Annotated in this window: 19 protein-coding genes; 4 read left to right on the top strand and 15 right to left on the bottom strand. The window is 71.6% G+C overall.

Going from position 1 to position 23,095, the window contains the following annotated elements; genetic code table 11:
- Positions 1 to 38 precede the first annotated feature (38 nt).
- From ACIBLC_RS09140 to gap, 3 genes are all read left to right on the top strand, one after another.
- Positions 39 to 1,208, top strand: a complete 1,170-nt coding sequence (locus tag ACIBLC_RS09140; RefSeq protein ID WP_399210110.1) for a cytochrome P450 — start codon at positions 39 to 41, stop codon at positions 1,206 to 1,208.
- A gap of 80 nt (positions 1,209 to 1,288) precedes the next feature.
- Positions 1,289 to 2,245: a GlxA family transcriptional regulator gene (locus ACIBLC_RS09135; protein ID WP_399210109.1), complete on the top strand. Its 957-nt coding sequence runs from the start codon at positions 1,289 to 1,291 to the stop codon at positions 2,243 to 2,245.
- A gap of 215 nt (positions 2,246 to 2,460) precedes the next feature.
- Positions 2,461 to 3,459: a type I glyceraldehyde-3-phosphate dehydrogenase gene (gene gap, locus ACIBLC_RS09130; RefSeq protein ID WP_399210108.1), complete on the top strand. Its 999-nt coding sequence runs from the start codon at positions 2,461 to 2,463 to the stop codon at positions 3,457 to 3,459.
- A 140-nt stretch (positions 3,460 to 3,599) separates the two neighbouring features.
- Here the strand turns inward: gap and ACIBLC_RS09125 are convergent, their stop codons facing one another.
- The 4 genes from ACIBLC_RS09125 to ACIBLC_RS09110 all read right to left on the bottom strand — a co-directional run bounded on the left by ACIBLC_RS09125 (position 3,600) and on the right by ACIBLC_RS09110 (position 9,253).
- Complete coding sequence (locus ACIBLC_RS09125) at positions 3,600 to 4,811, bottom strand: PP2C family protein-serine/threonine phosphatase (protein ID WP_399210107.1); 1,212 nt, start codon at positions 4,809 to 4,811, stop codon at positions 3,600 to 3,602.
- Between the two features lie 298 nt (positions 4,812 to 5,109).
- Complete coding sequence (locus ACIBLC_RS09120; RefSeq protein WP_399210106.1) at positions 5,110 to 7,062, bottom strand: primary-amine oxidase; 1,953 nt, start codon at positions 7,060 to 7,062, stop codon at positions 5,110 to 5,112.
- Positions 7,059 to 8,603 (bottom strand): gamma-glutamyltransferase, encoded by a 1,545-nt coding sequence (locus tag ACIBLC_RS09115; RefSeq protein ID WP_399210105.1) that lies wholly within the window; start codon positions 8,601 to 8,603, stop codon positions 7,059 to 7,061. Before ACIBLC_RS09115 ends, ACIBLC_RS09120 begins: the two co-directional genes overlap by 4 nt.
- The gene (locus ACIBLC_RS09110; protein ID WP_399210104.1) at positions 8,600 to 9,253 is read right to left on the bottom strand and encodes a cyclase family protein; all 654 of its coding nucleotides are present in this window, start codon (positions 9,251 to 9,253) and stop codon (positions 8,600 to 8,602) included. The genes ACIBLC_RS09115 and ACIBLC_RS09110 overlap by 4 nt, the downstream gene beginning before the upstream one ends.
- A gap of 137 nt (positions 9,254 to 9,390) precedes the next feature.
- On the opposite strand from ACIBLC_RS09110, the gene ACIBLC_RS09105 reads away from it, so the two are divergent.
- On the top strand, positions 9,391 to 10,092 hold the full coding sequence (locus tag ACIBLC_RS09105; RefSeq protein ID WP_399210103.1) for a GntR family transcriptional regulator: 702 nt from the start codon (positions 9,391 to 9,393) through the stop codon (positions 10,090 to 10,092).
- A 35-nt stretch (positions 10,093 to 10,127) separates the two neighbouring features.
- Here ACIBLC_RS09105 and solA read toward each other — a convergent pair whose 3' ends face one another.
- From solA to ACIBLC_RS09050, 11 genes are all read right to left on the bottom strand, one after another.
- Positions 10,128 to 12,575 carry an N-methyl-L-tryptophan oxidase gene (gene solA / locus ACIBLC_RS09100; RefSeq protein ID WP_399210102.1) on the bottom strand — a complete coding sequence of 816 codons (2,448 nt, stop codon included), beginning with the start codon at positions 12,573 to 12,575 and terminating at the stop codon, positions 10,128 to 10,130.
- Positions 12,572 to 14,029: an aldehyde dehydrogenase family protein gene (locus tag ACIBLC_RS09095; protein ID WP_399210101.1), complete on the bottom strand. Its 1,458-nt coding sequence runs from the start codon at positions 14,027 to 14,029 to the stop codon at positions 12,572 to 12,574. Before ACIBLC_RS09095 ends, solA begins: the two co-directional genes overlap by 4 nt.
- A gap of 409 nt (positions 14,030 to 14,438) precedes the next feature.
- Positions 14,439 to 15,287 carry a creatininase family protein gene (locus ACIBLC_RS09090; RefSeq protein WP_399210100.1) on the bottom strand — a complete coding sequence of 283 codons (849 nt, stop codon included), beginning with the start codon at positions 15,285 to 15,287 and terminating at the stop codon, positions 14,439 to 14,441.
- Positions 15,288 to 15,316: 29 nt separating this feature from the next.
- Positions 15,317 to 15,775, bottom strand: coding sequence for a cytidine deaminase (locus ACIBLC_RS09085; protein WP_399210099.1), 459 nt, complete (start codon positions 15,773 to 15,775; stop codon positions 15,317 to 15,319).
- Positions 15,772 to 16,536 (bottom strand): amidohydrolase family protein, encoded by a 765-nt coding sequence (locus ACIBLC_RS09080; RefSeq protein WP_399210098.1) that lies wholly within the window; start codon positions 16,534 to 16,536, stop codon positions 15,772 to 15,774. Before ACIBLC_RS09080 ends, ACIBLC_RS09085 begins: the two co-directional genes overlap by 4 nt.
- A complete protein-coding gene (locus tag ACIBLC_RS09075) occupies positions 16,533 to 17,534 on the bottom strand; it encodes an ABC transporter ATP-binding protein (protein WP_399210097.1) in 1,002 nt (333 codons plus the stop codon). The genes ACIBLC_RS09080 and ACIBLC_RS09075 overlap by 4 nt, the downstream gene beginning before the upstream one ends.
- On the bottom strand, positions 17,531 to 18,583 hold the full coding sequence (locus ACIBLC_RS09070; RefSeq protein ID WP_399210096.1) for an ABC transporter ATP-binding protein: 1,053 nt from the start codon (positions 18,581 to 18,583) through the stop codon (positions 17,531 to 17,533). Before ACIBLC_RS09070 ends, ACIBLC_RS09075 begins: the two co-directional genes overlap by 4 nt.
- Positions 18,580 to 19,269, bottom strand: a complete 690-nt coding sequence (locus ACIBLC_RS09065; protein ID WP_399210095.1) for an alpha/beta hydrolase — start codon at positions 19,267 to 19,269, stop codon at positions 18,580 to 18,582. The genes ACIBLC_RS09070 and ACIBLC_RS09065 overlap by 4 nt, the downstream gene beginning before the upstream one ends.
- Before the next feature lie 5 nt (positions 19,270 to 19,274).
- Positions 19,275 to 20,360, bottom strand: coding sequence for an ABC transporter permease (locus tag ACIBLC_RS09060; RefSeq protein ID WP_399210094.1), 1,086 nt, complete (start codon positions 20,358 to 20,360; stop codon positions 19,275 to 19,277).
- Positions 20,357 to 21,268 (bottom strand): ABC transporter permease, encoded by a 912-nt coding sequence (locus ACIBLC_RS09055; protein ID WP_399210093.1) that lies wholly within the window; start codon positions 21,266 to 21,268, stop codon positions 20,357 to 20,359. The genes ACIBLC_RS09060 and ACIBLC_RS09055 overlap by 4 nt, the downstream gene beginning before the upstream one ends.
- Complete coding sequence (locus tag ACIBLC_RS09050; protein WP_399210092.1) at positions 21,261 to 22,922, bottom strand: ABC transporter substrate-binding protein; 1,662 nt, start codon at positions 22,920 to 22,922, stop codon at positions 21,261 to 21,263. The genes ACIBLC_RS09055 and ACIBLC_RS09050 overlap by 8 nt, the downstream gene beginning before the upstream one ends.
- Positions 22,923 to 23,095: the final 173 nt, after the last annotated feature.

Here is a 23,095-nt window from a genome sequence, read left to right as displayed (position 1 = left end):
GCCGTGATCGGTTACCCCCTTCCCGGCCAAGGCTCGTCATGAGCGTCCTCGACCCCTTTCCGCTCGGTGCCGCGACCTCGCTCACCGAACTCGCCCAGGACCCGCATCGGCGACTGGCGCTGCTTCGTGAGCACGAGCCCGTCTCCTGGCTGCCCGAGCTGGACGGCTGGCTGGTGACCCGGCGCGACCTCGCGCTCAGCGTGATGCGGGACGCCACGACGTTCACCGTCGACGACCCCCGGTTCTCCACCGCCCAGGTCGTCGGCCCGAGCATGCTCTCGCTGGACGGCGCCCGACACGCCCGCCACCGTGAGCCCTTCACCGCTCCGTTCCGCCCCCGGGAAGTGCGCGAGGGCTTCGCCTCGTTCATCGAGCGGGAGACGGACCGGCTCATCACCGCGCTGGAACCCGCGGGCGCCGTCGAACTGCGGCGCGCCTTCGCGGGACCGCTCGCCGTCGCTGTCGTGACCGAGGCACTCGGGCTGGTCGGCACGACGGCGGCCACCGTCCTCGCCTGGTACGACTCCATCGTGCGCGCGGTCTCGGACATCACCGCCGGACACCAGGCGGCGCCCACAGGTGCCGCGGCGTACGCGGAACTGCGGGCCGCCGTGGAGGCCACCGTCGCGGACCGGGGAACGTCGTCGCTCCTCGGCTCCGCGGCCGGGCAACTGACGGTGCCCGAGGTCGCGTCCAACGCCGCGGTGCTGATGTTCGGCGGCATCGAGACCACCGAGGCGATGATCACCAACGCGCTGCTCCACCTACTGCCACGCCCCGACCAACTCGCCCTGGTCCGCGCCGACCTGGACCTGTTGGACGGCGCGATCGAGGAATCCCTGCGCCTGGAACCCGGAGCGGCGGTCGTGGACCGGTACGCCACCCGCGACATCGTCCTCGGCCCGGCCGCGATCCGCCGGGGCGACCTGGTCACCGTCTCCCTGACGGGTGCCAACCGCGACCCGGCCGTCTTCCCCGACCCCGATCGCTTCGACGTCCGCCGCGAGAACGCGCGTCTCCAACTGGCCTTCGCACACGGCCCGCACTACTGCCTCGCCGCGCACCTCGCCCGTCTGGAGACCCGCATCGCCCTCCAGCGTCTGCTCGAACGTCTCCCCGGCCTGCGCCTGGATCCGGACCACCCCACCGCTCCGCGCGGTCTGGTCTTCCGTAAGCCCGCCACGCTGCATGTGCTGTGGGACGGGTGAGCCGTTCGTTCACCTGCCCGCGCACGGCCGGCCCTCTGCCCTGGCTCTGATCGGGCCCGCGCCCTGCGTACCCTGTCCCGGTGTCAGCTTCCCGTCTGCGTCGTGTCGCCGTTCTCGTGCTCGAGGGTGCGAAGCCGCTCGACGTCGGAATCCCGGCGCAGGTGTTCTCGACGCGCGCGAGCATGCCGTACGAGGTGCGGCTGTGCGGTGCGGCAGCTGGTCTGGTGACGGGCGGCGACGGCCTTTCGTACCACGTCGCCCATGGTCTGGACACGCTTGCGTGGGCCGACATGGTCTTCATCCCCGGCTATCGGTTTCCGGACCGTGACGATCCACCGCGGGTTGTCGTCGAGGCGCTGATCGCCGCCCATGGCCGGGGTGCGCGGCTCGCGGCCATCTCGACGGGTGCCTTCGCGCTCGCCGCGACGGGCCTGCTCGACGGCCGGCGTGCCACGACGCACTGGCATTACACACGGGCGCTGGCGGTGAGGCATCCGCTCGTCCAGGTCGACGAGAACGTTCTGTTCGTCGACGAGGGCAGCGTGCTCACGTCGGCCGGCGCCGCCTCGGGCATCGACCTGTGCCTGCACGTCGTACGCGGTGATCTCGGGGTGGCCGCGTCGAACCACGCGGCCCGGCGACTGGTCGCCGCTCCCTACCGCAGTGGCGGTCAGGCGCAGTACGTGCCGCGGAGCGTGCCCGAGCCGCTCGGCGAGCGGTTCGCCGAGACCCGTGAGTGGGCGCTGCACCGGCTAGACGGGCCCCTCACCCTTGAGGTACTGGCCCGGCAGGCAGCGGTCTCGCCGCGCACATTCTCGCGGCGCTTCGTGGAGGAGACCGGCTGCACACCCATGCAGTGGGTCATGCGAGCCCGTATCGACATGGCCCGTGAGCTGCTCGAACGCTCGCAGCGGGGTGTCGAGCAGATCGCCACGGACGTCGGTCTGGGCACCGGTGCGAATCTGCGGCTGCACTTCCAGCGCATCCTGGGCACGACGCCGAGCGAGTACCGGCGTACCTTCGCGCACGGCGAGTAGCCCTCGGCGCCATGTCGAGCGAGTACCGGCGTACCTTCGCGCACGGTGAGTAGCCCCGCCGCCTTGGCCTGTAAAGGGTTGCCTCGCCCACGCCGTGTAGCCCGCCGCCAGTAGTGCCGCGCCTGGCGCGATTCTTTTGAACCATGGCGATCCCGCCACTGGCCGGGCCGGAGACCGCGAGCGAGCCTTGGTGGCGAACCGAAGGGACACCACTCATGACTCGCATCGCCATCAACGGATTCGGCCGCATCGGACGCAACGTGCTGCGCGCACTGCTCGAACGCGACAGCACCCTGGAAGTCGTCGCGGTCAACGACCTGACCGAGCCCGCCGCCCTCGCTCGACTGCTCGCCTACGACACCACGGCCGGCCGGCTCGGCCGCCCGGTGACCGCCGACGAGGACGCCCTCGTCGTCGACGGCCGTCGCGTCAAGGTGCTCGCCGAGCGCGAACCGGCGCGGCTGCCGTGGGCCGAACTCGCTGTCGACATCGTCCTCGAATCGACCGGCCGCTTCACGTCGGCCAAGGCCGCCCGCGCCCATCTCGACGCGGGTGCGAAGAAAGTGCTGGTCAGCGCGCCGTCGGACGGCGCCGACGTGACGCTGGCCTTCGGGGTCAACAGCGACACCTACGACCCGGCCGTACACACGATCGTCTCGAACGCCTCCTGCACGACCAACGCGCTCGCACCGCTGGCCGCGGTGCTCGACGAACTCGCCGGGATCGAGCACGGCTTCATGACCACGGTGCACGCCTACACGCAGGAGCAGAACCTGCTGGACGGTCCGCACCGCGATGCCCGTCGCGCCCGGGCGGCCGCCGTCAACATCGTGCCGACCACGACGGGCGCAGCCAAGGCGATCGGCCTCGTGCTGCCGAACCTGGCCGGCAAGCTGTCGGGCGACTCGATCCGTGTGCCGGTTCCGGTGGGCTCTCTCGTCGAGCTCAACACGACCGTCGCCCGTGACGTGACGCGCGAGGACGTGCTGGCGGCCTACCTCACCGCGGCCGAGGGGCCGCTCGCCGGCATCCTCGAGTACTCGGACTTCCCGCTCGTGTCCTCCGACATCACGGGCAATCCGGCCTCGGCGATCTTCGACTCGGCCCTCACCAGGGTCGACGGCCGGCACGTGAAGGTGGTCGCCTGGTACGACAACGAGTGGGGCTTCTCGAACCGCGTCATCGACACGCTCGAACTCCTCGCCACCCGCTGACACAGCGAGCCGCACGCTCGGCTTTCCGCACCGGCAGTCCTGGCTGCCGTCGCTGCCGTCGCTCCCGTCGGCGTCCGCGACGGTGAGGTGCGGCTGCCGTCGCTGGGTGTGTGAGCCGGAGTCCGGTCGGCCCACATCGCCTAGGGAGTGGGCCGCCGCGGCTCATCGCTGTCGGGCGGTTTGCTCTCGGACGGGAGCCGATTGCCGTGCCAGTCCAGGATCAGGACCGTGGCGTCGTCCCTGAGGCTGCCGCGGCAGGTGTCGAGCACCGCGGCGGTCAGGCTTCGGACGGCTTCTCGCGGATGCAGCGCGCGGGTGTCGCGAACGATCGAGGCGAGGTCGACGGCTGCGGCTTCGCGCTCCTGCATGCCGTCGGTGAGAAGGATCAGGCGGTCTCCGGGACGCAGCTGAAGTTCCTGAAGGCGGTAGGCGGTGGGTGCCACCACGCCGAAAGGCAGGTTGGCGAAGAGTCTGACCTCTTCGACTTTGCCGTCCCGCAGCAGCAGTGGCCGCGGGTGACCGGCGTTGACCAGTTCGCACAAGCCTGTATCCAGGCTGACACACAGTAGTTGCCCGGTGGCCAGGCCGAGGTCGTGGCTCAGCAGGGCCTGGTGAGCGTGGCGGGCCTGTCTGAGGGCGTCACAGCCGCTGCGACGGGCTTGCCGCAGCGCGCCGACCAGCAGGGTGGCCAGCAGCGCGGAGCTGGTGTCGTGCCCCATGGCGTCGGTGATGGACAGGTGCAGGGTGTCGCGGTCGAGGGTGTAGTCGTAGGTGTCGCCCCCGATGTCGTCGGCCGGGACCAGCCCGGCGGCGAGGGTGAACTGGGGCGCCTCGCAGCAGGGGGCCGAGGGAAGCAGCTGGTGCTGGATCTCCGCGGCCAGGCTGGTCTGGGTGGTACGCCCGCCCAGATGGTACAGATCGGTGAAGCGGCGGTCCGTGACGATGATGTAGGCCAGCGCGTGTGCCGCGTCGCGGACCTGCCGCAGTACGGCGTCGTCGGCGCTCTGCAGGGTCACCTCCAGGACGCCGATGCAGTCGCCGCGGTTGGTGACCGGCGTGATGACGAGCAGATCGCCCTGTCCGTCCGGTTCCACATGCTGAAGCTGGCTCCGCAGAACGCTGTCGTAGACGCTGCCCTGCAGGTCGACCGCCTCGGCAAGGTCGGCGGTCTCGGTGTCGGCCGCGGCGAGCCGTACCAGCCGCTGCCCGATGAGGTCGACGAACAGGAAGGACACCTGCTCGGCACCGAGCCGTTTTTGCAGGTCGTGTGCCACCACGTCGACGGACTCACCGGGCGGAGCCGCCTCCGCAGCGGTCAGCACCTCGCCCAGTTCCAGATCTCTACTCTCCACGGCAACCTCCTAGCGATTGCCGCAACTTCTTCCCCGACTCTCCGCAACATCACCTGCTGCGCCGATTTTGGCTGGTCAGGGCGGCGGGCCGAGGCGTGAGGGACGCCCTTGACGTACGGCGGCAGGCCTCCCCGCCACCCAATACCCGGACGGGGAAGGCAGCCGCCGTCAGCCCCGAGCCGAGGGCGGTTCAGCGGCGGAGCCCTCCCTCAGGTGAAGGCTCCGCCGCCCGGTGGACGGGGTCGACCGTCAGTGACCTCGTGGGCGAATGGTGCCGCTCGGGTCGGCCGGGGCGGGATCATCCGCAGCAGTGGTCAGGAGCCGGGTCCGCGGGACCCGGCGCATGGCAGGAGACGGGCGCCGGCACGTCCAGAGCGGGATTGCGGTCGAAGAACCCATCGGGCTCCAGCCGCAGCCGCGCCCTGGCAACCGGCATCACCGGCCACTCCTCGGGGCGCGGGAAATGGTGCGAGCCGACCGTCGCCCACAGCACCAGTTCGGTGCCGTCCAACGACCGGTTCTCCTCCTGCCACCTGTGTACGCCGTCCGCGCCCGGCTCGGCCTGGTTGGGATACTCCCCGGCCACGAACCGCCGGTCCGGGTCGTAGGCGGTCGCCCACAACTGCCGCCCCACGAAGGGGGCTCGCCGCGCACACACGCTGTCCTCGCGAACCGGAAGCACCGCGGTGTTCTCCAAGTGCACCCGGTAGGCGGTCGGTTCGCCCATCCGGTTGCGGGCCTCGCTGCTCTCCACCCGCCAGTGCAGCGCGCGCGACGGGTCGGTGCGCCGGCCGCCCTCCGCCTCGCTGAGGATCGGGCGCAGCACGGTCCGGGCGGCGTTGCCGTACGGGTCCAGCTCCGGGTCACTCTCGTGCTCGGCGGTGACCTCGACGAGCCGGTTGCGGGAGCCGTCCACCGCCATGTCGAGACGGACGCCGAAGAAGTGCTGGTGGTTGGTGACCGCGACGTTGGGGGCGACCCGGCGGGCGTACGGGGTCTCCTCGCCCTCCGCCACACCCGTGGCCGAGAGGATGCCGGTCATCTTGATCTCCAGCATCACCGAACCGTCCTGGTACAGCGACCAGTAGAAGCCGTAGTCGTAGTTGGCGACGGTGGCGAATGCCGAGATGATCAGGCGGCGGGAGCGGCGTACCTCCGTGCGGCCGGTGCGGCCGTCGTGGTGCTTCCAGAGGATGCCGTCGTCCTCCTCGTGCACGCAGACGGCGTTCGGGATCAGCCGGGGGACGCCGTCGCCGCCGAGCACCGCGGCGTCGAAGTACTGGATGACGCCCAGACAGTCGCAGCCGAGGGCAAGGGAGTTCGTGAGCGGACCCGCGCCGTACTCGCCCCAGTCGAAGAAGTTCTTGCGGTACTGCGTGGACGCGGTGTCGAAGTAGGGGACGTACATCTCGTTGACGGCGGCACGCCGGATCACCCGCCGCGGGCCCTTGCCGGCCGCGTCGAAGGTGAGGTCGTGCAGGACCAGGCCCTCGCGGTGGCTGAAACCGACCCGCACCGACCAGCCCTGCCAGTCGAGGCGCCGACCGGTGACCGTGAAGCTCGGACCATCGGGCTGGACGACCTCCAGCGGCCTGAGCCCCGCCCGCTCGGGCACCACCCCGGCGGCGAAGACCCCGGACTCCTCCGACAGCGGGACCAGCCCGTGGTCCTCGATGCGCAGGACCTCCATGGACTCCATGTCGATGATCGGCACCACACCCTGCACCGGGCGGGCATAGCCGTTGTCGTCCTCGGAGGTACGGTGCCAGACGCTGCCCCAGGTCAGCCGGCGGTCCGCGTACTCGGGCGGTTCGAAGCCGCCGATCGACTCCGGGTCCACCATCACCAGCGACACGTCGTGGATACCGCGCAGCGCGAGAGCCTCCCGGAAGCGCGGGTCCGCCCGGCAGACCGCCGCGGCCTGGCGGGCCTCCTCGGAGGAGCAGCCGGGGCTGCGCACGTCCAGCTCGCGCCAGGCGGTGGTCTGCGGCTTGTCACCGAGTTCGAGATCCACCTCGTAGGCGATGCGGGCGGAGGGGCAGATGACGACCGCGCGGGCCCGCCGGGCCTCGCCCGGGGCGGCCCGGCGGGCGTGGTCCTCGTCCAGGGTCACGCCCCAGAAGCGCGCGTCCTCGGTGACCCGGGCGTCGGACTTCAACACCTTCGCGGCGACGGCCAGTTCGGCGAGGGTGAGCGGGTCCAGCGGATCCGGTGCCTCGGTGGGTACGGGTTCGGGGGCGAGGGTGCTCACAGCGAGATTCCTTCCAAGGTGTGGTGCGTGGTTCCGCCGTCGGCGCGTGGATCGGCGGCGCCGTCCAGCCGGCCGTCCGCGGTCAGCCGTACGGCCTGGGTGTGACCGGCCAGATCGGTACGGCCGGGCGTGACGACGACCGGCAGGGCCGACGGGAAGGCGGCCGGTACCGATCCGGGCTCGGCCAGCAGGGTCGGTGTCTCGTGGCCGATGTCGCGGGCGCCGGTCACCCAGCGCGGGCGGTCCAGCACGGCGGCGGGGTCGGCGGCCGGATCCATCAGCTCCGGGACCGTCTGCGCGAGGATCTGCGGCTGGGCCCGGCCGCCCTGACAACCGGCCGCCAGCAGCAGGTCGGTTGATCGGCCGAGCACGGGACACAGGGTGTGCGGTGGCCGCAGCCCGGGGCCGATGAGCGCCGGATGCCCGAGCCGCAGGCTGAACGCCGAGCCCCGGTTGTGCAGCACGATGCCGGTGTCCGGATCGCAGATTCCGGAGCCGAAGGTCTGGTAGACGCTCTGGATCAGGGAGACGGCCAGTCCGGTCGAGTCCACCGCGGTGATCGCGACGGTGTCCCCGGCCGGCCGGAAGGACGGTTTCGGCGGCTCGGCACCGGCGAGGGGCGCCGGCCGCAGCAGCCCGTCCAGATCGGGTTCGCCACCGCGCGGATCGCCCAGCAGGCGGTCACGGGCCGCCGAGGCGTCCTGGCAGCGGGCCACCAGGACACCGGTCCGCTCAGGCTCGGGGAGCTTCGCGGCGGCCGTCGCGGCCTCCAGCACGGCCAGCAGGGTCGCGCCCTGGCTGGGCGGGGGCGCTGCCCACCAGCGGGTACCGGCCGCGTCGAACACCAACGCCTCGACGCTCTCCGCGCGGTGGGCCGCGAGGTCGCTCGCGGTGAGCGGACTGCCTGCCCGGCGCAGCCCGTCCGCCAACGCCCGCGCCACCGCACCCCGGTAGAAGGACGACGGATCGTCCGCGAGTGCGCGCAGTACGGCGGCGAGGCGCGGCTGCGGGAGCGGGTCGCCCTCGGCGAGCGGTGCCCCGTCGGCATCGCTCAGCAGCGTGTGGAGCCCGGGATCCACGGCGATCCGCGCGGCCTGCTCACGCGCGGCGCGCGCCAGACCCGCCGAGACGGTGGCACCTTCCTCGGCGAGTACGGCGGCGTCCCGCAGGGCCGCGGCCAGGGCGCCCGGAGTGCCGTGCGCCTCGGCGAGCGCGGTCCAGCCGGCCACCACGCCCGGCACGGTCACCGTCTGCGGGCCCTGCGCGGGCATCCGCCCGTCCGCGGCGCGCAGCGCCTCGACATCCACGTCGTGTGCGGCGGCGCCTGCCGACAGCACCGCCCGCACCGTGCCGTCGGGGGAGTGGACGAGGGCGGTCAAGTCGCCGCCCAGGGAGCACTGGTGGGGATAGACGACGGTGAGGGCGGCCGCCGCCGCCAGCGCCACGTCCACGGCGTTGGCGCCCCGGGCCGCGGCCTGCCGGGCGGCTGTCAGCGCCGCCGGGTGCGGTGCGGCCACGACCAGCCGGGTGGCGGCGGTCACGCCTCGTCCCTCGGCAGGAGCACGGTGCGCGAGGGGGCGGCCTCGGCGCCCTGCAACGGCAGCGGGAGGGAGAGCATGTCGTACACTCCGGCCGGAGTGTGCAGTAGATCGACCACTTCCAGGATCAACACGTCGGCGCCGCACAGCAGTTGGTGGGTCTCCCAGTGAGTGGTGTAGGCGACGGCCTCGATGCTCAGGTAGTCGATGCCCGCGGTGCGCACCCCGGCCTCGATGAGGCGTTCCGCGCCGTCCGGCGCCAGTCCGACCCACTCCCGGGCCTTCCACGGACTGCGCAGTACCCCCTCGGAGTTGCTGGTGCGCAGCAGCACGCGCTCCTCGTCGCCGAGACCGGCCGCGTCGAGATCGGCGGCGGTGACCTGCTTCTTCACATGGGTGAGGTCCAGCACCCGGGCGGTGCCGTTCAACGCGGACAGGTCGAGCCGGTCGACCGTCTTCCCGCCGTCGACGAAGTGGGCGGGAGCGTCGATGTGGGTGCCGGTGTGGGCACCGATGCGCCAGCGGCTGACGTTGGACGGGTCGCCCGCGGTACGGGACTCGACGATCTCCATCTCGGGGCGGCGCCCCCAGTGCAGCATGCCGGGGTGGACCGGGACCGACACGTCGATGGCCTTGGCGAAATCAAGAGTCATGTACTGCTCCCATTGGATGCGGATATTATGGAAGTGGATCCAAAAATGATTGACTGTGGACGCCGGCCACCGCGTGGCAAACTGCTCCACCACCGCGCACCCTCCGACCGACCCCGAGAAGGGTTTGACCGACTCCGATGACGCCCCAGACTGACGACGGCCCCCTCGTCGACGACATCGCGGCCCGAATCCGCGCGCGGATCATGAACGGCGAGCTGGCGATCGGCAAACCGCTGCGCCAGGCGGCGCTGGCCACCGAGTTCGGGGTCAGCCGCACGCCGGTGCGCGAGGCGCTGCGTCAGCTCCAGAACGGCGGGCTGATCGAGATGCAGCCCAACCGCGGCGCGGTGGTCCGGGTGCCCGCGCCCTGGGAGGTGCGCCAGGCGTACGAGGTACGCGCCGAGTTGGAGGGCCTGGCCGCCCGGCGAGCCGCCTCGCGTGTGACGGAGAGTCAACTCGCGGTGCTGCGTGAGCACAACGCCGTTCTGCGGGAGGCGGCCGAGCGTGTTGCCGACGATCAGGGCGGCGGCAGTCCGGCCACGACGGCCGCCAACGACTGCTTCCACACGGTCGTCTGCGAGGCGGCCGACAACCCCTGGCTGAGCCGGATGATCGACCGGATAAACGAGACCTTCCCGCGCAACGTCTCCTCGCTCGCCCTCGCCGGCGACGAGCGCCACCGCAAGCTGAACATCCGCGAACACGAGGCGCTCATCGAGGCGTTGACCGATCACGACGCGGACCGCGCACAGGAGGTCATGCGCGAGCACGTCATCGGCGCGGGCGAGCATCTGACGGCCTGGTACGAGCGCCGCTCGCAGACCGTCTTCCACGGCTGAGGGGACGCGGGGCCCGGCCGACCGGGTGGGGCCCCTCACCGGGCCTCACCGGGAAACAGCCGGGCCGGGGACAGGAAGCCGAGATCCGGGCGGGCGGTACCGCACACGAGATCCGCCAGTGCCTCGCCGAGAGCCGGTCCGAACTTGAAACCGTGCCCCGAACAGGCCGACGCCACCAGCACCTGCGGTATCCCCGGCACCTCGCCGACCACGAAACGCCGGTCGGCCGTCATCGTGTAGAGGCATGTCAGGCTCTCGGTCACCGGACCCACCCCGGGCAGTACCTGGGCCACCGCTTCGGTGAGCAGGGCGAGTTCACTGCCGGTGGCCGGTGGACGCGGCGCGTCGGGATCCCAGGCCGGGCCGTTGTCCAGGCCCGCCTTGAGACCGCGTCCGTCGGCCGCCGGGAACCCGTACAGCAGGCCTTGGGGCAGATCCACCGAGAAGCTGCCCAGACCGGACCGGCCAAGCGGGCCCGCCGGATCGGCGGCGAAGTAGGCATTGACGATTCGAGTGACCGTCAGATGGGATGCCAGTGACGGTATTTGGGACGCGGTCCACGGGCCGGTGCACAGCAGCAGACGCCGGGCGCGCAGCACGGCATCGGCGGTGCGCACCACGACCTGGTCGCCGTCCGGTTCCCAGCCGATGACCGGGCTGCCGTCCCGGATGGCGGCTCCCGACCGTTCGGCCAGGGCGAGTTGCGCCCGAAGAGTCTCCTGCGCGTCGATGATCCCGGCCCGGGGATCGTGTACCGCACCGAACCCGGCGGGCAGCCGCAGCCCCGGGAAGATCCGCGCGGCCTCCTCGGCACCGACCTGTCGGCAGCCGGGGCCGCGCACCGGATCGGGGCGGTCCACCGGCGCCGCGTACAACCCACCGGTGATGTCGACCAGTTGGGTCTTCGAGGCCCGCTCCAGCTCCGTCCAGGCCTGGTACGCGGTGTCCACCAGACCGTCCCAGTCGGGGTGGGGGTAGGCGCGCCGGATCATCCGGGTCGCACCGTGCGAGGAACCCAGATCGTGGCCCAGCGTGTACTGCTCCAGGCCCAGGACGTCGAGTCCGCGTGCGGCCAGCCGGTGCAGGGCGGCCCCGCCGTGCACACCGAGACCGACCACGATCGCGTCGCGGAGCCGGGAGTCGGGGCGCGCCGGACGGGAGACGGGGGCGGTGTCGGTCGGAGTCGCCGAGGACACGTGCACAGGAGCCGAACCGGCAGAGGGCGCGATGTTACGCGAGGCCGAGCCGCCGCGCGGGCGGGCGATCTCACGCACCGCCTCGACCAGGGCGTGCACATCGGCGTTGTCGTTGTAGACGTGCACCGAGGCCCGTACCACTTTGGCCAGGCCCCGGGGATCCATGTCCCAGCGGCCGTGCGACGCCGGTACCGCGATCAAGTGAACCTGGCGGCGGGCGAGTTCACGCTGCACGTCGGCCGCGTCCATCCCGTCGACCACGAAGGTGACGATGGCTCCGCCCGCGGCCGCCGGGTCGGTGACACGGACGCCGGGGAGGACGGCGAGGCGTTCGCGCAGCGCGCCGGCGACCGTCGCCAGGTGCCGGGCGACGGTGTCCACGCCCAGCGCGTTCAGATCGGCCAGTGCGGCACCGAGTCCGAGGCGCAGGGCGTGCGCGGCCTCCCACAGCTCGAACCGCTTGGCGTCCGGTACCAGTTCCCAGCTCCGTTCGGCGATCCACTGGGCGCCCCGGACGTCGGGCGCCTCGGGGACGAGCCGGTCCAGGAGAGGGCGCCGCACCGCGAGCAGGCCGGTGCCGCGGGGGGCGCGCAGGAACTTGCGGCCGGTCCCGATGAGCAGGTCGCAGCCGATGGCGTCCATGTCGACCGGCAACTGGCCGAGCGACTGGGTCGCGTCCAGCAGGAAGGGCACTCCGTGTGCCTGGGCCAACGCGCCGATTCCGGCGGCGGGTTCGACGAGACCCGAGGAGGTCGGCACATGAGCCGCCGTGACCAGGGTGGCGGGGCCGGTGCGCAGTGCTGCTTCCAACGCCTCCAAGTCCACAGCCCCATCGGACCCGTTGGGCAGCACCTCGACCCGGACGCCGTGATCACGCTCGGCCGAGAGCAGGTGCAGCGCGCTGCTGACATAGCTCGACCGGGCGGCCAGCACCCGGTCGCCGGGGCGCAGCCGCAGCGCGGACACGGCCCGTTGCCAGCCGGCGGTCGCGCTCTCCACGAGGGCGACCTCCTCCGGCCGGGCGCCCAGGAGTTGAGCGGTACGCGCGTAGACGGCGTCCAGGGCGGGGGCGGCGAGCTTGGCTGCCTCGTAGCCGCCCGACAGGCTCTCCGCGCGCAGATGGTCGATGACCGCCTCGACGGTGTCCGTGGCGAGCAGGGCCGCCCCGGCGGCGTTGAAGTGATGGCCGGTGAACGAGCCCGGTGTGCGGGCGCGTTCGGCCGCGACGTCCAGGGCGCGGCCGGGCGGCGCCGGGGGAGTGGAGACGGTGTCCACGGGGGCGCTCACAGGGCGACGGTGATGCTCTTGAGCTCGGTGAACCCGTCGACGGCGCTGTCGCCGAGGTCCCTGCCGAGGCCGGACTGCTTCATCCCGCCGAAGGACACGGCGGGGTCGAACTCGTTGTACGTGTTGATCCACACGGTCCCCGCCTCCAGTGCCGCGGCGGTGCGGTGGGCGCGGGCCAGGCTGCTCGTCCACACCCCGGCGGCGAGCCCGTACTCGCTGTCGTTGGCCAGGGAGACCGCCTCGTCCTCCGTGTCGAACGGAATGATGGTGGCGACCGGCCCGAAGATCTCCTCCCGGGCTATCCGCATGCCGGGGGCGACCCCGGTGAACACCGTCGGCCGTACGAACCAGCCGGGACCGGGCATCGGTTTGCCGCCCACGGCCACCTCGGCGCCCTCGGAGCGGCCCAGCTCGACATAGCCGGTGACCCGGTCGTACTGCTCCTGGGAGACCAGCGGACCGATGTTGACGCCGCCGTCCAGGCCGGGGCCGATCCGCAGGGCCTCCACCGCCGGGACCAGCCGCTCAACCAACTCCTCGAGGACCGTGCGCTCCACGAGCAGCCTGCTCCCCGCCGTGCACATCTGACCGGAGTGCCCGAACACCGCGCGTACGGCGTTCGGGACCACGGTGTCGAGGTCGGCGTCCGCGAAGACGATGTTGGGGGACTTGCCGCCGAGTTCGAGCGTGAGCCGCTTCACGGTCGGCGCCGCCGCGGCCATGATCAACCGCCCCACCTCGGTGGAGCCGGTGAAGGACACCTTGGCCACGTCCGGGTGTGCGACCAGCTCCGCGCCCGTTCGTCCGTCCCCCGTCACCACGTTGACCACACCCTCGGGCACGCCCGCTTCCAGGCAGAGCGCGGCCAGCCGCAGCGCGGTGAGCGGGGTCTGCTCGGCCGGTTTGACCACGACCGTGCAACCGGCGGCGAGGGCCGGGGCGAGCTTCCACGCGGCGATCATGAAGGGGAAGTTCCACGGCAGGACGGCGGCGACCACGCCCACCGGCTCACGCACGCTGTAGACGTGCCGGTCGGGAGCCGCGGCGTGCACGGTGCCTGTCAGCCGGGCCGGGGCGCCGGCGAAATGGCGGATGGCCTGGAGGCCCAGGTCCACGTCACCGCGCGCCCGTTCGATCGCCTTGCCGTTGTCCAGTGTGTCCAGGACGGCCAGCTGTTCGGCGTCGCGCTCCACCAGGTCGGCGAGGCGCAGCAGGACGTCACGGCGTTGCCGCGGCGGGAGTCCACGCCAGCGGCGGTCGCGGTGCGCGGCGACGGCGGCGGCGACCGCGGCGGACACCTCCTCGGGGCCTGCCTGGGCGATGGAGGTGAGCTGTTTCCGGGTGGCGGGGTCGAGCACCGGGATCCACTCCCGTGCGGCGCCCGTGGTCCACGCGCCGCCGATGAGCATGGGCTCGCGGTCCGGCAGTCGGGGGAGCGTGATGCTGGGGTCCAAGATGATCTCCTTCTGTTGCCGGCGGGGATGCCGGGGACCTTTGTTTCCGCGACCCGGCCGACGGGCGGGCCGGCGACCTTCACCGCGGCTCAGTCGGCAGGCGGACCGGTGACCTTCACCGCGGGGCGGGCGACGGGACGAGGCGCTGTTCGCGTTCACCGAGGCGCGCGAGTCGGGCCGGGGAACTTCATCCGCGCCCCGGTCGGCGGCCGGGCTGGGGTCTCGGCCCGGCCTGCGGTCGGACCAGGAGCCTTCCTCCGCGGCTCGGCCTCCCCGGCCTACGGTCGCGGTCCGGGCGTCTGGTCCGCCGTCCGGGGGTCAGGCCGGCGGTGCCGGCGTCAGGCTTGCGCCTGGCCAACGGTGCGGGCGTCTGGTCCGCCGCCCGGACGTCAGCCCAGCGGTCCGGACGTCAGACCCGCCGGCCAGGACGATGAGCCGGATCCGGCCACGGCTCGCGGACCGCCGCGGAGACCGCCTCGGCGGTGGTGAGGACACAGCGGTCGAACTCCGCCTCGCCGTGCTTCGCGTCGGCGTCGGTCACATCCCGGCCCCAGACCCCGGTCTCGCTGACCTGGTCCATGCGGTAGTCCCAGAAGGAGTCGACGTCGACATGGGAGGTGGCCCGGTCCATCCGGACCAGCTCCGGTGCCAGATGCAGCATCACGGACGTCTCGAAGAAGTTGGCGTGCATCAACGCCCGCCCGTAGGTGACGTGCCCGTCGACCTCGGGCCCCGGATACATCGTCACGTACCCCAACGCACGTACACGCGCGTCACGGTGACGGACCCTCAGCTTCTCGGCCGACACATCGAGCGCGCCGTTGTTCCAGATGTGCCCGTTGAGCAGGATGAACTGCCGTATCCCGGAGGCGTACAACGAGTCGATGACGTCCTCGACGACGGCGATCATGGTCTCCGGGCGCAGCGCCACCGTCCCGCCGAAGTCGCCGTGGGACGCGGACACCCCGAAGCTCAGGGGCGGCAGGACGGGCACACCGGTCAGGGCGGAGACCCCCAGCGCGACGGCCTCGCCGATCCGGGTGTCGACCGAGAGCGGAAGGTGGGGGCCGTGCTGCTCGGTGGCCCCGACGGGGATGATCACGGCGTCCTGGACGGCGGCCGTGGACTCCGCCTCCTGCCAGGTCAGCTCCTCCCACCGCACCGGCGAGCCGGTTCCGCCCCAACGCGCGGCGAGTCCGGCGACGTCGAGGCCGGTGGGTACGGCGCTTCCGTACGGCCCGGGGATGGTCGTGGGCATGGTTCTCCTCTCCTTGGGGCCGGTGGCGTTCACCACTGGCGCCGGCTCTTCTCGGGCAGCAGGTCAAGGGCTCGCAGCGGGACGGGGTCGTCGCCGTCGACGGTGGTGACCCACACGGTGGCGTCCGGGCAGTAGTCGCTGATCAGCTCCCGGCACACCCCGCACGGGGCGATGATCCGGAAGCGGCCCGCCGGTTTGATCTGCACCGAGACCACCGAGGTGACGCTCAGCGGTTCCCCGGCGGGCAGAGCGCCCCGGGCGGTGCCCATGGCCACCCCCTCGGCACAGATCGAACTGCGCCGGCAGGAACCCTCCACATGGACCCCGGTGTGGACCCGTCCGTCCGCGGTACGCAGCGCCGTCGCCACCTCATGGCGGCCCGACTGCCAGACCCGGGTCAACAAGTCCTGTGCCAGGACGAGGAGTTCGGTGTCGCTCGCGCTCATGGCCAAGGGGGCGGTCAGGGGCCGGACATCCGTCGCGCTCATGCCGAGAGCCCCAGCAGCCGAGCCATGTTGCCGCCCTCGACCAGCGCCCGGTCCTTCTCGTCCTCGACCGCCTTCGCGATCTTCATGCGTTCCAGGTCGAAGTCCGAGCCGGGCCACTCACTGCCCAACAGGATCTTCTCGGGCCCCAGCCGTGCGTAGGCGCGCTTCACATCGCTCATCAGGGTCGCCGAAGTCTCCAGGTACACGTGCGGCTGCCGCTCGGCCACGATGATGGCCTCCGGCACGTTCCACACCGCCCCCATGTGCGCGATGATCGTGGGCACTTGGGGATGGTCGCGGGCGATCTCCTCGATGGCCAGCGGCGCGCAGAACGCGTCGTCAAGAGCGTTGACGAGCACCAGCAGACCGCGCCGGGCGCACGCCTCGAACACCGGGTCGAGGAGGCCGTGGTCCGCGACGTGATAGCCGTGCAGACTCGGGTGCAGCTTCAGCCCCACCAGGCCCGCGTCGGCCATCCGGTCGATCTCGTCGAGCGCGTCGTCGGCCTGCGGAAGTACCTGCCCGAAGCCGAAGAACCGGTCCGGATACGTGGCCACCAGCGAGCTGATGAAGTCGTTCTCGATGCGCTGCGCGAGCGAGCAGACCATCGCCATGTCCACTCCGGCGGCGTCCATCCGGTCCAGGATGCGCCGGGGCTCGAAGGGTGTGTACGGCGGCGGGGCCTGGCCCTTGCGCGCGCCGGTCAGGTAGTCCGAGCGGCCACGGACGTCCTGCGTGGTGTTGTAAGCGTCGATGATCAATGTGGTTCCTCACTCGGTGGAGCAGGGGAGTTCACGGGACTGCCCGACACCAGGGGCAGATGGCAGCGCACACTCCGCCCGGGCGCGATCTCCCGCAGCTCGGGCCTGCTGATGCGGCATTCGTCCACGGCGACGGGACACCGGGTCCGGAACAGGCACCCCGTCGGCGGATTCGCCGGGTCGGGCAACTCGCCCTCCAGGACCCGCTGTTCACGTGGTGCACCGGGCCGCAGCACGGGGACCGACGACAACAGCGCGTGGCTGTACGGGTGCGCGGGCCCGTCGAAGAAGGCGTCCCGGGAGGCGACCTCGACGATCTCGCCGAGATACATGACGGCGATCCGGTCCGCGATGTGCCGTACGACGCCCAGGTCGTGCGAGATGAACAACATCGTCAGACCCCGGTCACGCACCAGGTCCGACAGCAGGTTCAGGACCTGTGCCTGGATCGACACGTCCAGTGCCGACACCGCCTCGTCGGCCACCACGAACTGGGGTGAGGACGCGAGCGCCCGCGCGATGCCGATGCGCTGGCGCTGGCCGCCGGAGAACTCGTGCGGCCTTCGGCGGCCGGCCTCCGCGCCGAGCCCGACCAGGTCGAGCAGCTCGTCCACCGCCTTCGCGGCCTCGGCCCGGGTGGCACCGCGCGCCCGCAACAGCGGTTCGGCGACGATGTCGGCGATCCTGCGACGTGGATTGAGCGAACCGAACGGGTCCTGGAAGACCATCGCCAACTCCGCTCGGGTTCGGCGCAGTTGTCGCCCCCGCATCAGGGTCAGGTCGCGGCCGCCGAACTCGATCCGGCCCGAGGCGGGTTCGATCACCCGGAGCAGCGCCCGGCCCAGTGTGGACTTCCCGCACCCTGACTCGCCGACCAGCCCCAGGGTCTCGCCCTGGAGGATGTCGAGGTCGATGTCGCGCAGCGCCCTGACCCGGCCGCCGGCCCGAGCCGGGTACTCGACGCGCAACTCGCGGGCCTTGATGAGCGTTTCCGTCATGCGCCGCCTCCCTGGGTGCGGGCCGTGGCGCGGTCGGACGCGGGCAGGGCACAGGCGTCGAGATGCCCGTCGTCGCCGTGTCGCTGCCGTAGCTCCGGCCGTTCGGCGCACGCGGCGTGGACGAACGAACACCGGGGCGCGAACGCGCAGCCCGACGGCCGGTCGACCCCGGTCAGCGGGCTGCCCGCGATCGTGGGCAGCCGTCGTACGACCGGACCGTCGATCGGTGGCACCGACCCGAGCAGCCCCATCGTGTAGGGGTGCTGAGGGCGGAACAGCACCTCCTCGCGCAGCCCCTGCTCCACGATCCGGCCCGCGTACATGACGGCCACCCGGTCGGCGACCTCGGCCACGACTCCCAGGTCATGGGTGATGAGCAGGACGGAGGTGCCGTGGTCGCGCTGGACCCGTTTGAGGACCGCGAGAACCTGAGCCTGGATCGTGACGTCGAGTGCGGTGGTCGGCTCGTCCGCGATCAGCAGGGCCGGGTCGTTGGCCAGGCCCATGGCGATCATCACGCGTTGTCGCATGCCGCCGGACAGTTGGTGCGGGTAGGCGCGCGCCGCGCGTTCCGGACCCGCGATGCCGACCTCGCCGAGCAGTTCCACGGCACGGGCGGTGGCCCGGGCGCGCGGCACGTCACGGTGGGCGCGGATCATCTCCGAGACCTGGGCACCCGCCCGGTGGAGCGGGTTGAGGGCGGCCAGCGCGTCCTGGAAGACGACGGCGATCTCCTTGCCGCGTACGTCGCGCAGTTCACGTTCCGACGCGGCGACGAGGTCGCGGCCTCCGAAGTCCGCCGTGCCGCTGATGTGGGCGCGTGGGCCGCGGTTCAGCCCGACCAGGCTCATCGCCAGGGCGGACTTGCCGGACCCCGACTCGCCGACCAGCGCCAGGACTTCGCCCTGTCGCAGGGTCAGGTCCACGCCGTCCACGGCCGGCAGCGGGCCTGCCCCGACGTCGAACCGGACGCGCAGATCGCGGATCTCCAGCACGGGCGCGGGCTCGGGGGTGAACGCGTCCGGCGTGTGTTCGAGAGCGGCCGTCATGACTCGGTACCCACGGCGACCGCCGCGCTGTGGATCAGATCGGCGACGCGCCGCGGCCATACGAGCGTTGTGTAGTGGCTGCCCGGCACGTGCTCGACGGTCGCCTTCATCCGCGTCGCCATGTCGTTCTGGATCTCCGGGCGCAGCGTACGGTCGTCGTCGGCGACCAGGTACCAGCTGGGCAGGGTGCGCCAGGCCGGGCTGCCGGACGGCTGGGTGAAGATGAGGTTCTCCGCCTTGCGCCCCTCCGCCTCGACGACGGCCCGCTGCCCGGTGGAGAGGTCGGGGCCGATCTCGTCCCAGAAGGCCTCGCTCGTCTCCGACTTCCACTCGCCGTTCGGGCCGCGCCGCATGTACTTGGAGATCTCGGCGGGCTCGTACCGCTCGACGATCTCGCTCACGGTCTCGCCCTCTTCGGGTCCGAACGCGGCGATGTAGACGAGGCCCTTGACCCGCGGGTCGCGGCCGACGTTGCTGATGACCGCTCCGCCGTAGGAGTGCCCGGCCAGCAGCACCGGACCCGTCGTCTCCGCCAGGGCGGCCGCGGTGTTCGCGACGTCGTCCGCCAGCGAGGTCATCGGGTTGGTGACGGTGAACAGCCGGTGGCCCCGGGCGGTCAGCAGGGGTGCCACCTCCGACCAGGTCGTGGGCCGTCCGCCGGCACCGTGGACCAGCACGATGTCCATACGGGTCATCCTTTCCGCAGCCGCGGGTCGAGGACTGTGTAGAGCAGGTCCACCGCGTGGTTGACCAGGGTGAAGAGCAGGGCGATGGCGAGGGCGGCGCCCTGGACGACGGGGTAGTCGCGCTGGAGGACGCCCTGGACCAGCAGGCGGCCGACACCGGCGTACGAGAAGACCGTCTCGGTGATGACCGAACCGCCCAGCAGGGATCCGAACTGGAGCCCCAGGACGGTCACGATCGGCAGCCAGGCGTTGCGGAGCACGTGATGACGGATCACCACGCCCTCGCTCAGGCCCTTCATACGGGCCGTCCTGACGAAGTCGTCGTCGAGCACCTCGAGCACCGAGGCGCGCACGATGCGGGTGATGAAGCCGGCCATCGACAGCGCCAGCGTGACGGCGGGCAGGATCAGGTGCTCGATCCAGGGCCACACCAGTTCGGGGCGGTTCTGGAGCACGGCGTCGAGCAGGACGAAGTTGGTCGTCGGGCGGTAGTCGAGCGTGCTGGGCAGGCGGCCCAGGACCGGCAGCCAGCGCAGCCACACGCCGAACACCACGATCCCGAGCACCCCGAGCGCGAACCAGGGCAGCGAGAAGCTCACCGTCGCCACGGCCCGGGTGGCGGTGTCGACCCAACCACCTCTGCGCAGCGCGGCGATCACGCCTGTGACGACACCGAGCAGGACGGCGACGGTCATCGCCGCGAGCGTCAGTTCGATCGTGGCCGGGAGAGCGTCCCCGAGCAGCCCAAGAACGCTGTTGGATCCGAAGAACGAGGTGCCGAGGCGCAGATGGACCAGGTCGTCGAGGAAGGCGCCGTACTGGCTGAGCAGCGGCCGGTCCAGGCCGAGTGCCTGGTTGACGCGGTCCTCGTTGACGGACAACTCCGCCGCGGAGAGGCTGTTGCCGCCCGCCGCGAGGGAGGTCGCCGGTGAGCCGGGCAGCAGGCGCATCGCCAGGAACACCAGGCTGGCCAGCGCGAACAGTACGACGGGGATGGCCGCGAGCCGTCGTACGACCAACAGCACGGTGCTCGTGGCCCACTTCGGCCGGTGCGGACGGAGGGCGAGGGCGGCGCCGGGGGACGTACTCATGCCGTCCCCCGGGGATCGAGGGCGTCGCGCAGGTCGTCGCCGACGAAGTTGCAGGCGACGACGAACAGCAGGGTGAACGCCGCGGGCAGGATGACCAGTCGTGGCGCGGAGTAGAGGAACTCCTGTCCCGCCTGGACCATGTACCCCCAGTCGGGCTGGGGCGGCTGGATGCCGAGGCCCAGATAGGACAGGCCGGCGGCGAATCCCGCCGCGACCGAGAGCGTCATGACGACCTGGGCGAGCATCGGTCCCGCGATGTTCGGCAGCAGTTCCCGCGCGAGGATGCGCGGGGTGCGGGTGCCGCCGAGCCGGCAGGCGACGACGTAGTCGCGGGCCGCCTCACGTGCCGTCAGCGCGCGGGCCAGCCGGGCCAGCCCCGGAGCCAGCGACACACCGATGCCGAAGACCAGGCTGACCGTGCCAGGACCGGCCACCGCCACCAGCAGGATGACGAGCAGGATGGACGGGAAGGCGAGGGCCAGGTCCACCAGGCGCATCAGAACCTGTTCGACGACACCGCCGGCGTACCCGGCGACGAGCCCGATGGCGGTTCCGGCGACGGCGGCCAGCGCGGTCGCCGCGAAGGACACCAGCAGCAGCGGGCGGGCGCCGTGCACGAGCCGGGCCAGTTCGTCGCGGCCCAGGTCGTCCGTGCCGAGCGGATGGCCAGGGGAGCCGAGGGGCAGCAGCGCCGACGGGGTCTGACGCAGCGGGTCGGCCTGGACCAGGAACGGACCGACGGCGGCCACCAGGATCAGGGCGACGAGCACGAACCAGGCCAGCACGGCCGGCCAGGACCGGGCCACCACGCGGCGGCGCCGGGCCGTGCGGACGTTCCGTCGTGCCGCCGGGGGCGGGACGGCCGGGGCGGGAGCGATGGTGTCCGCCGCGGCCGCGGTGTCAGACACTCGTTTTCTCCAGGTAACAGCGGTGGTTGGCCAGCGCGCTGGTGTTCATGTTCTTCACGTTCGAGCCGCTCACCACGAGGTTCGCGAAGCAGGCCAGCATGGAGAGCACCATGTAGTCCTCCGCCCAGCGGCGCTGGATGCTGGTGTACGCGGCCGTGCGCTGTTTGCCCTCGGGGAGGTTCTTGGCGGTCACCAGGTCCTTCGCGATCGAGTCGACGCCGTCGAGGGTGTCCATGCCGGTGATCGTCGCGCCGTAGAGACCGGTGGGACTCGCCATGGCGCCGACCATGTCGTTGGCGTCCGGGACATAGGTGTTGCGCTCCCAGATCATCAGGTCGTGGTAGTCGTCGTCACCGTCGAGCAGACGGGTGAAGTAGGTGGCCGGGTCGACGGAGGTGGTGGCGACCTTGAAGCCGACGTCGGTGAGGTTCTGGGCGACTATCTGCGCGGCCTTCGGGTGCCAGGAGTCGCTGGCCGCCATGAGCCGGATGCGGCGGCCTCCGGCGCCCGCCTCGGCGACGAGCTTCTTCGCCTTGGCGGTGTCCTGGGTGCTCAGGTCGGCGAGGCTGGTGTCGTAACCGCTCTGCGCGGGCGGGATGGCGTATCCCCCGGGCAGCGCGCCGACGCCGTAGAACGCCTGGCTGAGGATGGCCTCCCGGTCGATGGCGAGGTTGATGGCCTGGCGGACCTTGAGCTCCGGAACGCGCCGGGCGTCGATCATCATGATCGCGTCGGCGTTGTACGGCGTCTTGTAGACGGTCACCGAGTCGTCCTCGCGCAGCTGCGAGGCCGCGGAGTACGGGGTGAACTGGGTGGCCGAGATGTCGCCGCTGAGCAGCGAACTGACGATCGTCGACGGGTCCTGGACCTGGCGCAGCACCAGCCGGTCGACGGGCGGTCTGCCGAGCCGGAAGCCGTCGAAGGCCGTCAGGGTGATGGACTGACCCGAGGTGGCCGCGGAGAAGGCGAAGGGTCCGGTGCCGACCAGGTGCTTGCCGATGTCGGAGCCGTACTTCTCCAGCGCGGCCTTGGAGATGACGCGCCCGCCGATGTCGGAGAGCTGGCCCAGCGTCGTCCGGTCCGGTGCCTTGAGGACCATCTTGACGGTGAGATCGTCCGGTGCGGTCAGCGAGGCGACGTTCGCGCCGAGGTCGGACAGCGGCCGGGTGGCGCCCTTGGGAAGTGTCTTGTCGTTCTCGTCGAACTGCCGGCCAAGGCTGGCCAGGACGTCGGCGGAGGTCAGCGTGGTGCCGTCGTGGAACTTGACGCCGTCCCGCAGGGCGAAGGTGTAGGTGAGCTGGTCGTCGGAGATGGTCCAGCTCTTGGCCAGGTCGGGGGTGGGTTCGTTGGTCTCGAAGGAGATGAAGGTCAGACCCCGGCAGATGCAGTCGACGGCCATCCAGTCGCCCAACGAGGTGTAGAAGGACGGGTCGTTGACCGCGCTGGTGGCGTCGATGGCGAGGGTCAGGGTGCCGCCGTTGCCGCTTCCCCCGGCGTCGTCGGCCGCGGCCCCGCAAGCGCTCAGCAGTGCGGGGAGCCCGAAACCGACTCCGACTCCGAGGAGCCCCGCGCCCCGGAGCATCGTGCGGCGGGAAACCGAGGGTGATCCAGGTGACTGGTCCGGCTGACGCGACTGATCCGACTGGTCCGGCATGTGGCCCTCCTTGGGCACCGATCCTCAAAGAGTGGATCTCATATTGACTAGATTGGATCCAATAACATGCTCAGGGGTCGCAGATTCCTCCTCGTGTCCCAGGCGTTAAAGGCGCGTGAACCGGAGCTGTGAGCGCGTGAACCGGAGCCGCGCGGACGCGTGCACCGGAACTG

The organism is Streptomyces sp. NPDC050535 (genome assembly GCF_044457665.1).
Taxonomy (GTDB): Bacteria; Actinomycetota; Actinomycetes; order Streptomycetales; family Streptomycetaceae; genus Streptomyces.
Note: the sequence above shows the minus strand (reverse complement) of the source record. Positions and strands in the feature narration are given on the sequence as shown.

Excerpts from the sequence above, each read along its gene's own strand:
- ACIBLC_RS09140 (WP_399210110.1), top strand. The coding sequence starts at position 39 with ATGAGCGTCCTCGACCCCTTTCCGCTCGGTGCCGCGACCTCGCTCACC.
- gap (WP_399210108.1), top strand. The coding sequence starts at position 2,461 with ATGACTCGCATCGCCATCAACGGATTCGGCCGCATCGGACGCAACGTG.
- ACIBLC_RS09110 (WP_399210104.1), bottom strand. The coding sequence starts at position 9,253 with ATGACTCTTGATTTCGCCAAGGCCATCGACGTGTCGGTCCCGGTCCAC.
- ACIBLC_RS09105 (WP_399210103.1), top strand. The coding sequence starts at position 9,391 with ATGACGCCCCAGACTGACGACGGCCCCCTCGTCGACGACATCGCGGCC.
- ACIBLC_RS09090 (WP_399210100.1), bottom strand. The coding sequence starts at position 15,287 with ATGCCCACGACCATCCCCGGGCCGTACGGAAGCGCCGTACCCACCGGC.
- ACIBLC_RS09085 (WP_399210099.1), bottom strand. The coding sequence starts at position 15,775 with ATGAGCGCGACGGATGTCCGGCCCCTGACCGCCCCCTTGGCCATGAGC.
- ACIBLC_RS09075 (WP_399210097.1), bottom strand. The coding sequence starts at position 17,534 with ATGACGGAAACGCTCATCAAGGCCCGCGAGTTGCGCGTCGAGTACCCG.
- ACIBLC_RS09070 (WP_399210096.1), bottom strand. The coding sequence starts at position 18,583 with ATGACGGCCGCTCTCGAACACACGCCGGACGCGTTCACCCCCGAGCCC.
- ACIBLC_RS09065 (WP_399210095.1), bottom strand. The coding sequence starts at position 19,269 with ATGGACATCGTGCTGGTCCACGGTGCCGGCGGACGGCCCACGACCTGG.
- ACIBLC_RS09060 (WP_399210094.1), bottom strand. The coding sequence starts at position 20,360 with ATGAGTACGTCCCCCGGCGCCGCCCTCGCCCTCCGTCCGCACCGGCCG.
- ACIBLC_RS09050 (WP_399210092.1), bottom strand. The coding sequence starts at position 22,922 with ATGCCGGACCAGTCGGATCAGTCGCGTCAGCCGGACCAGTCACCTGGA.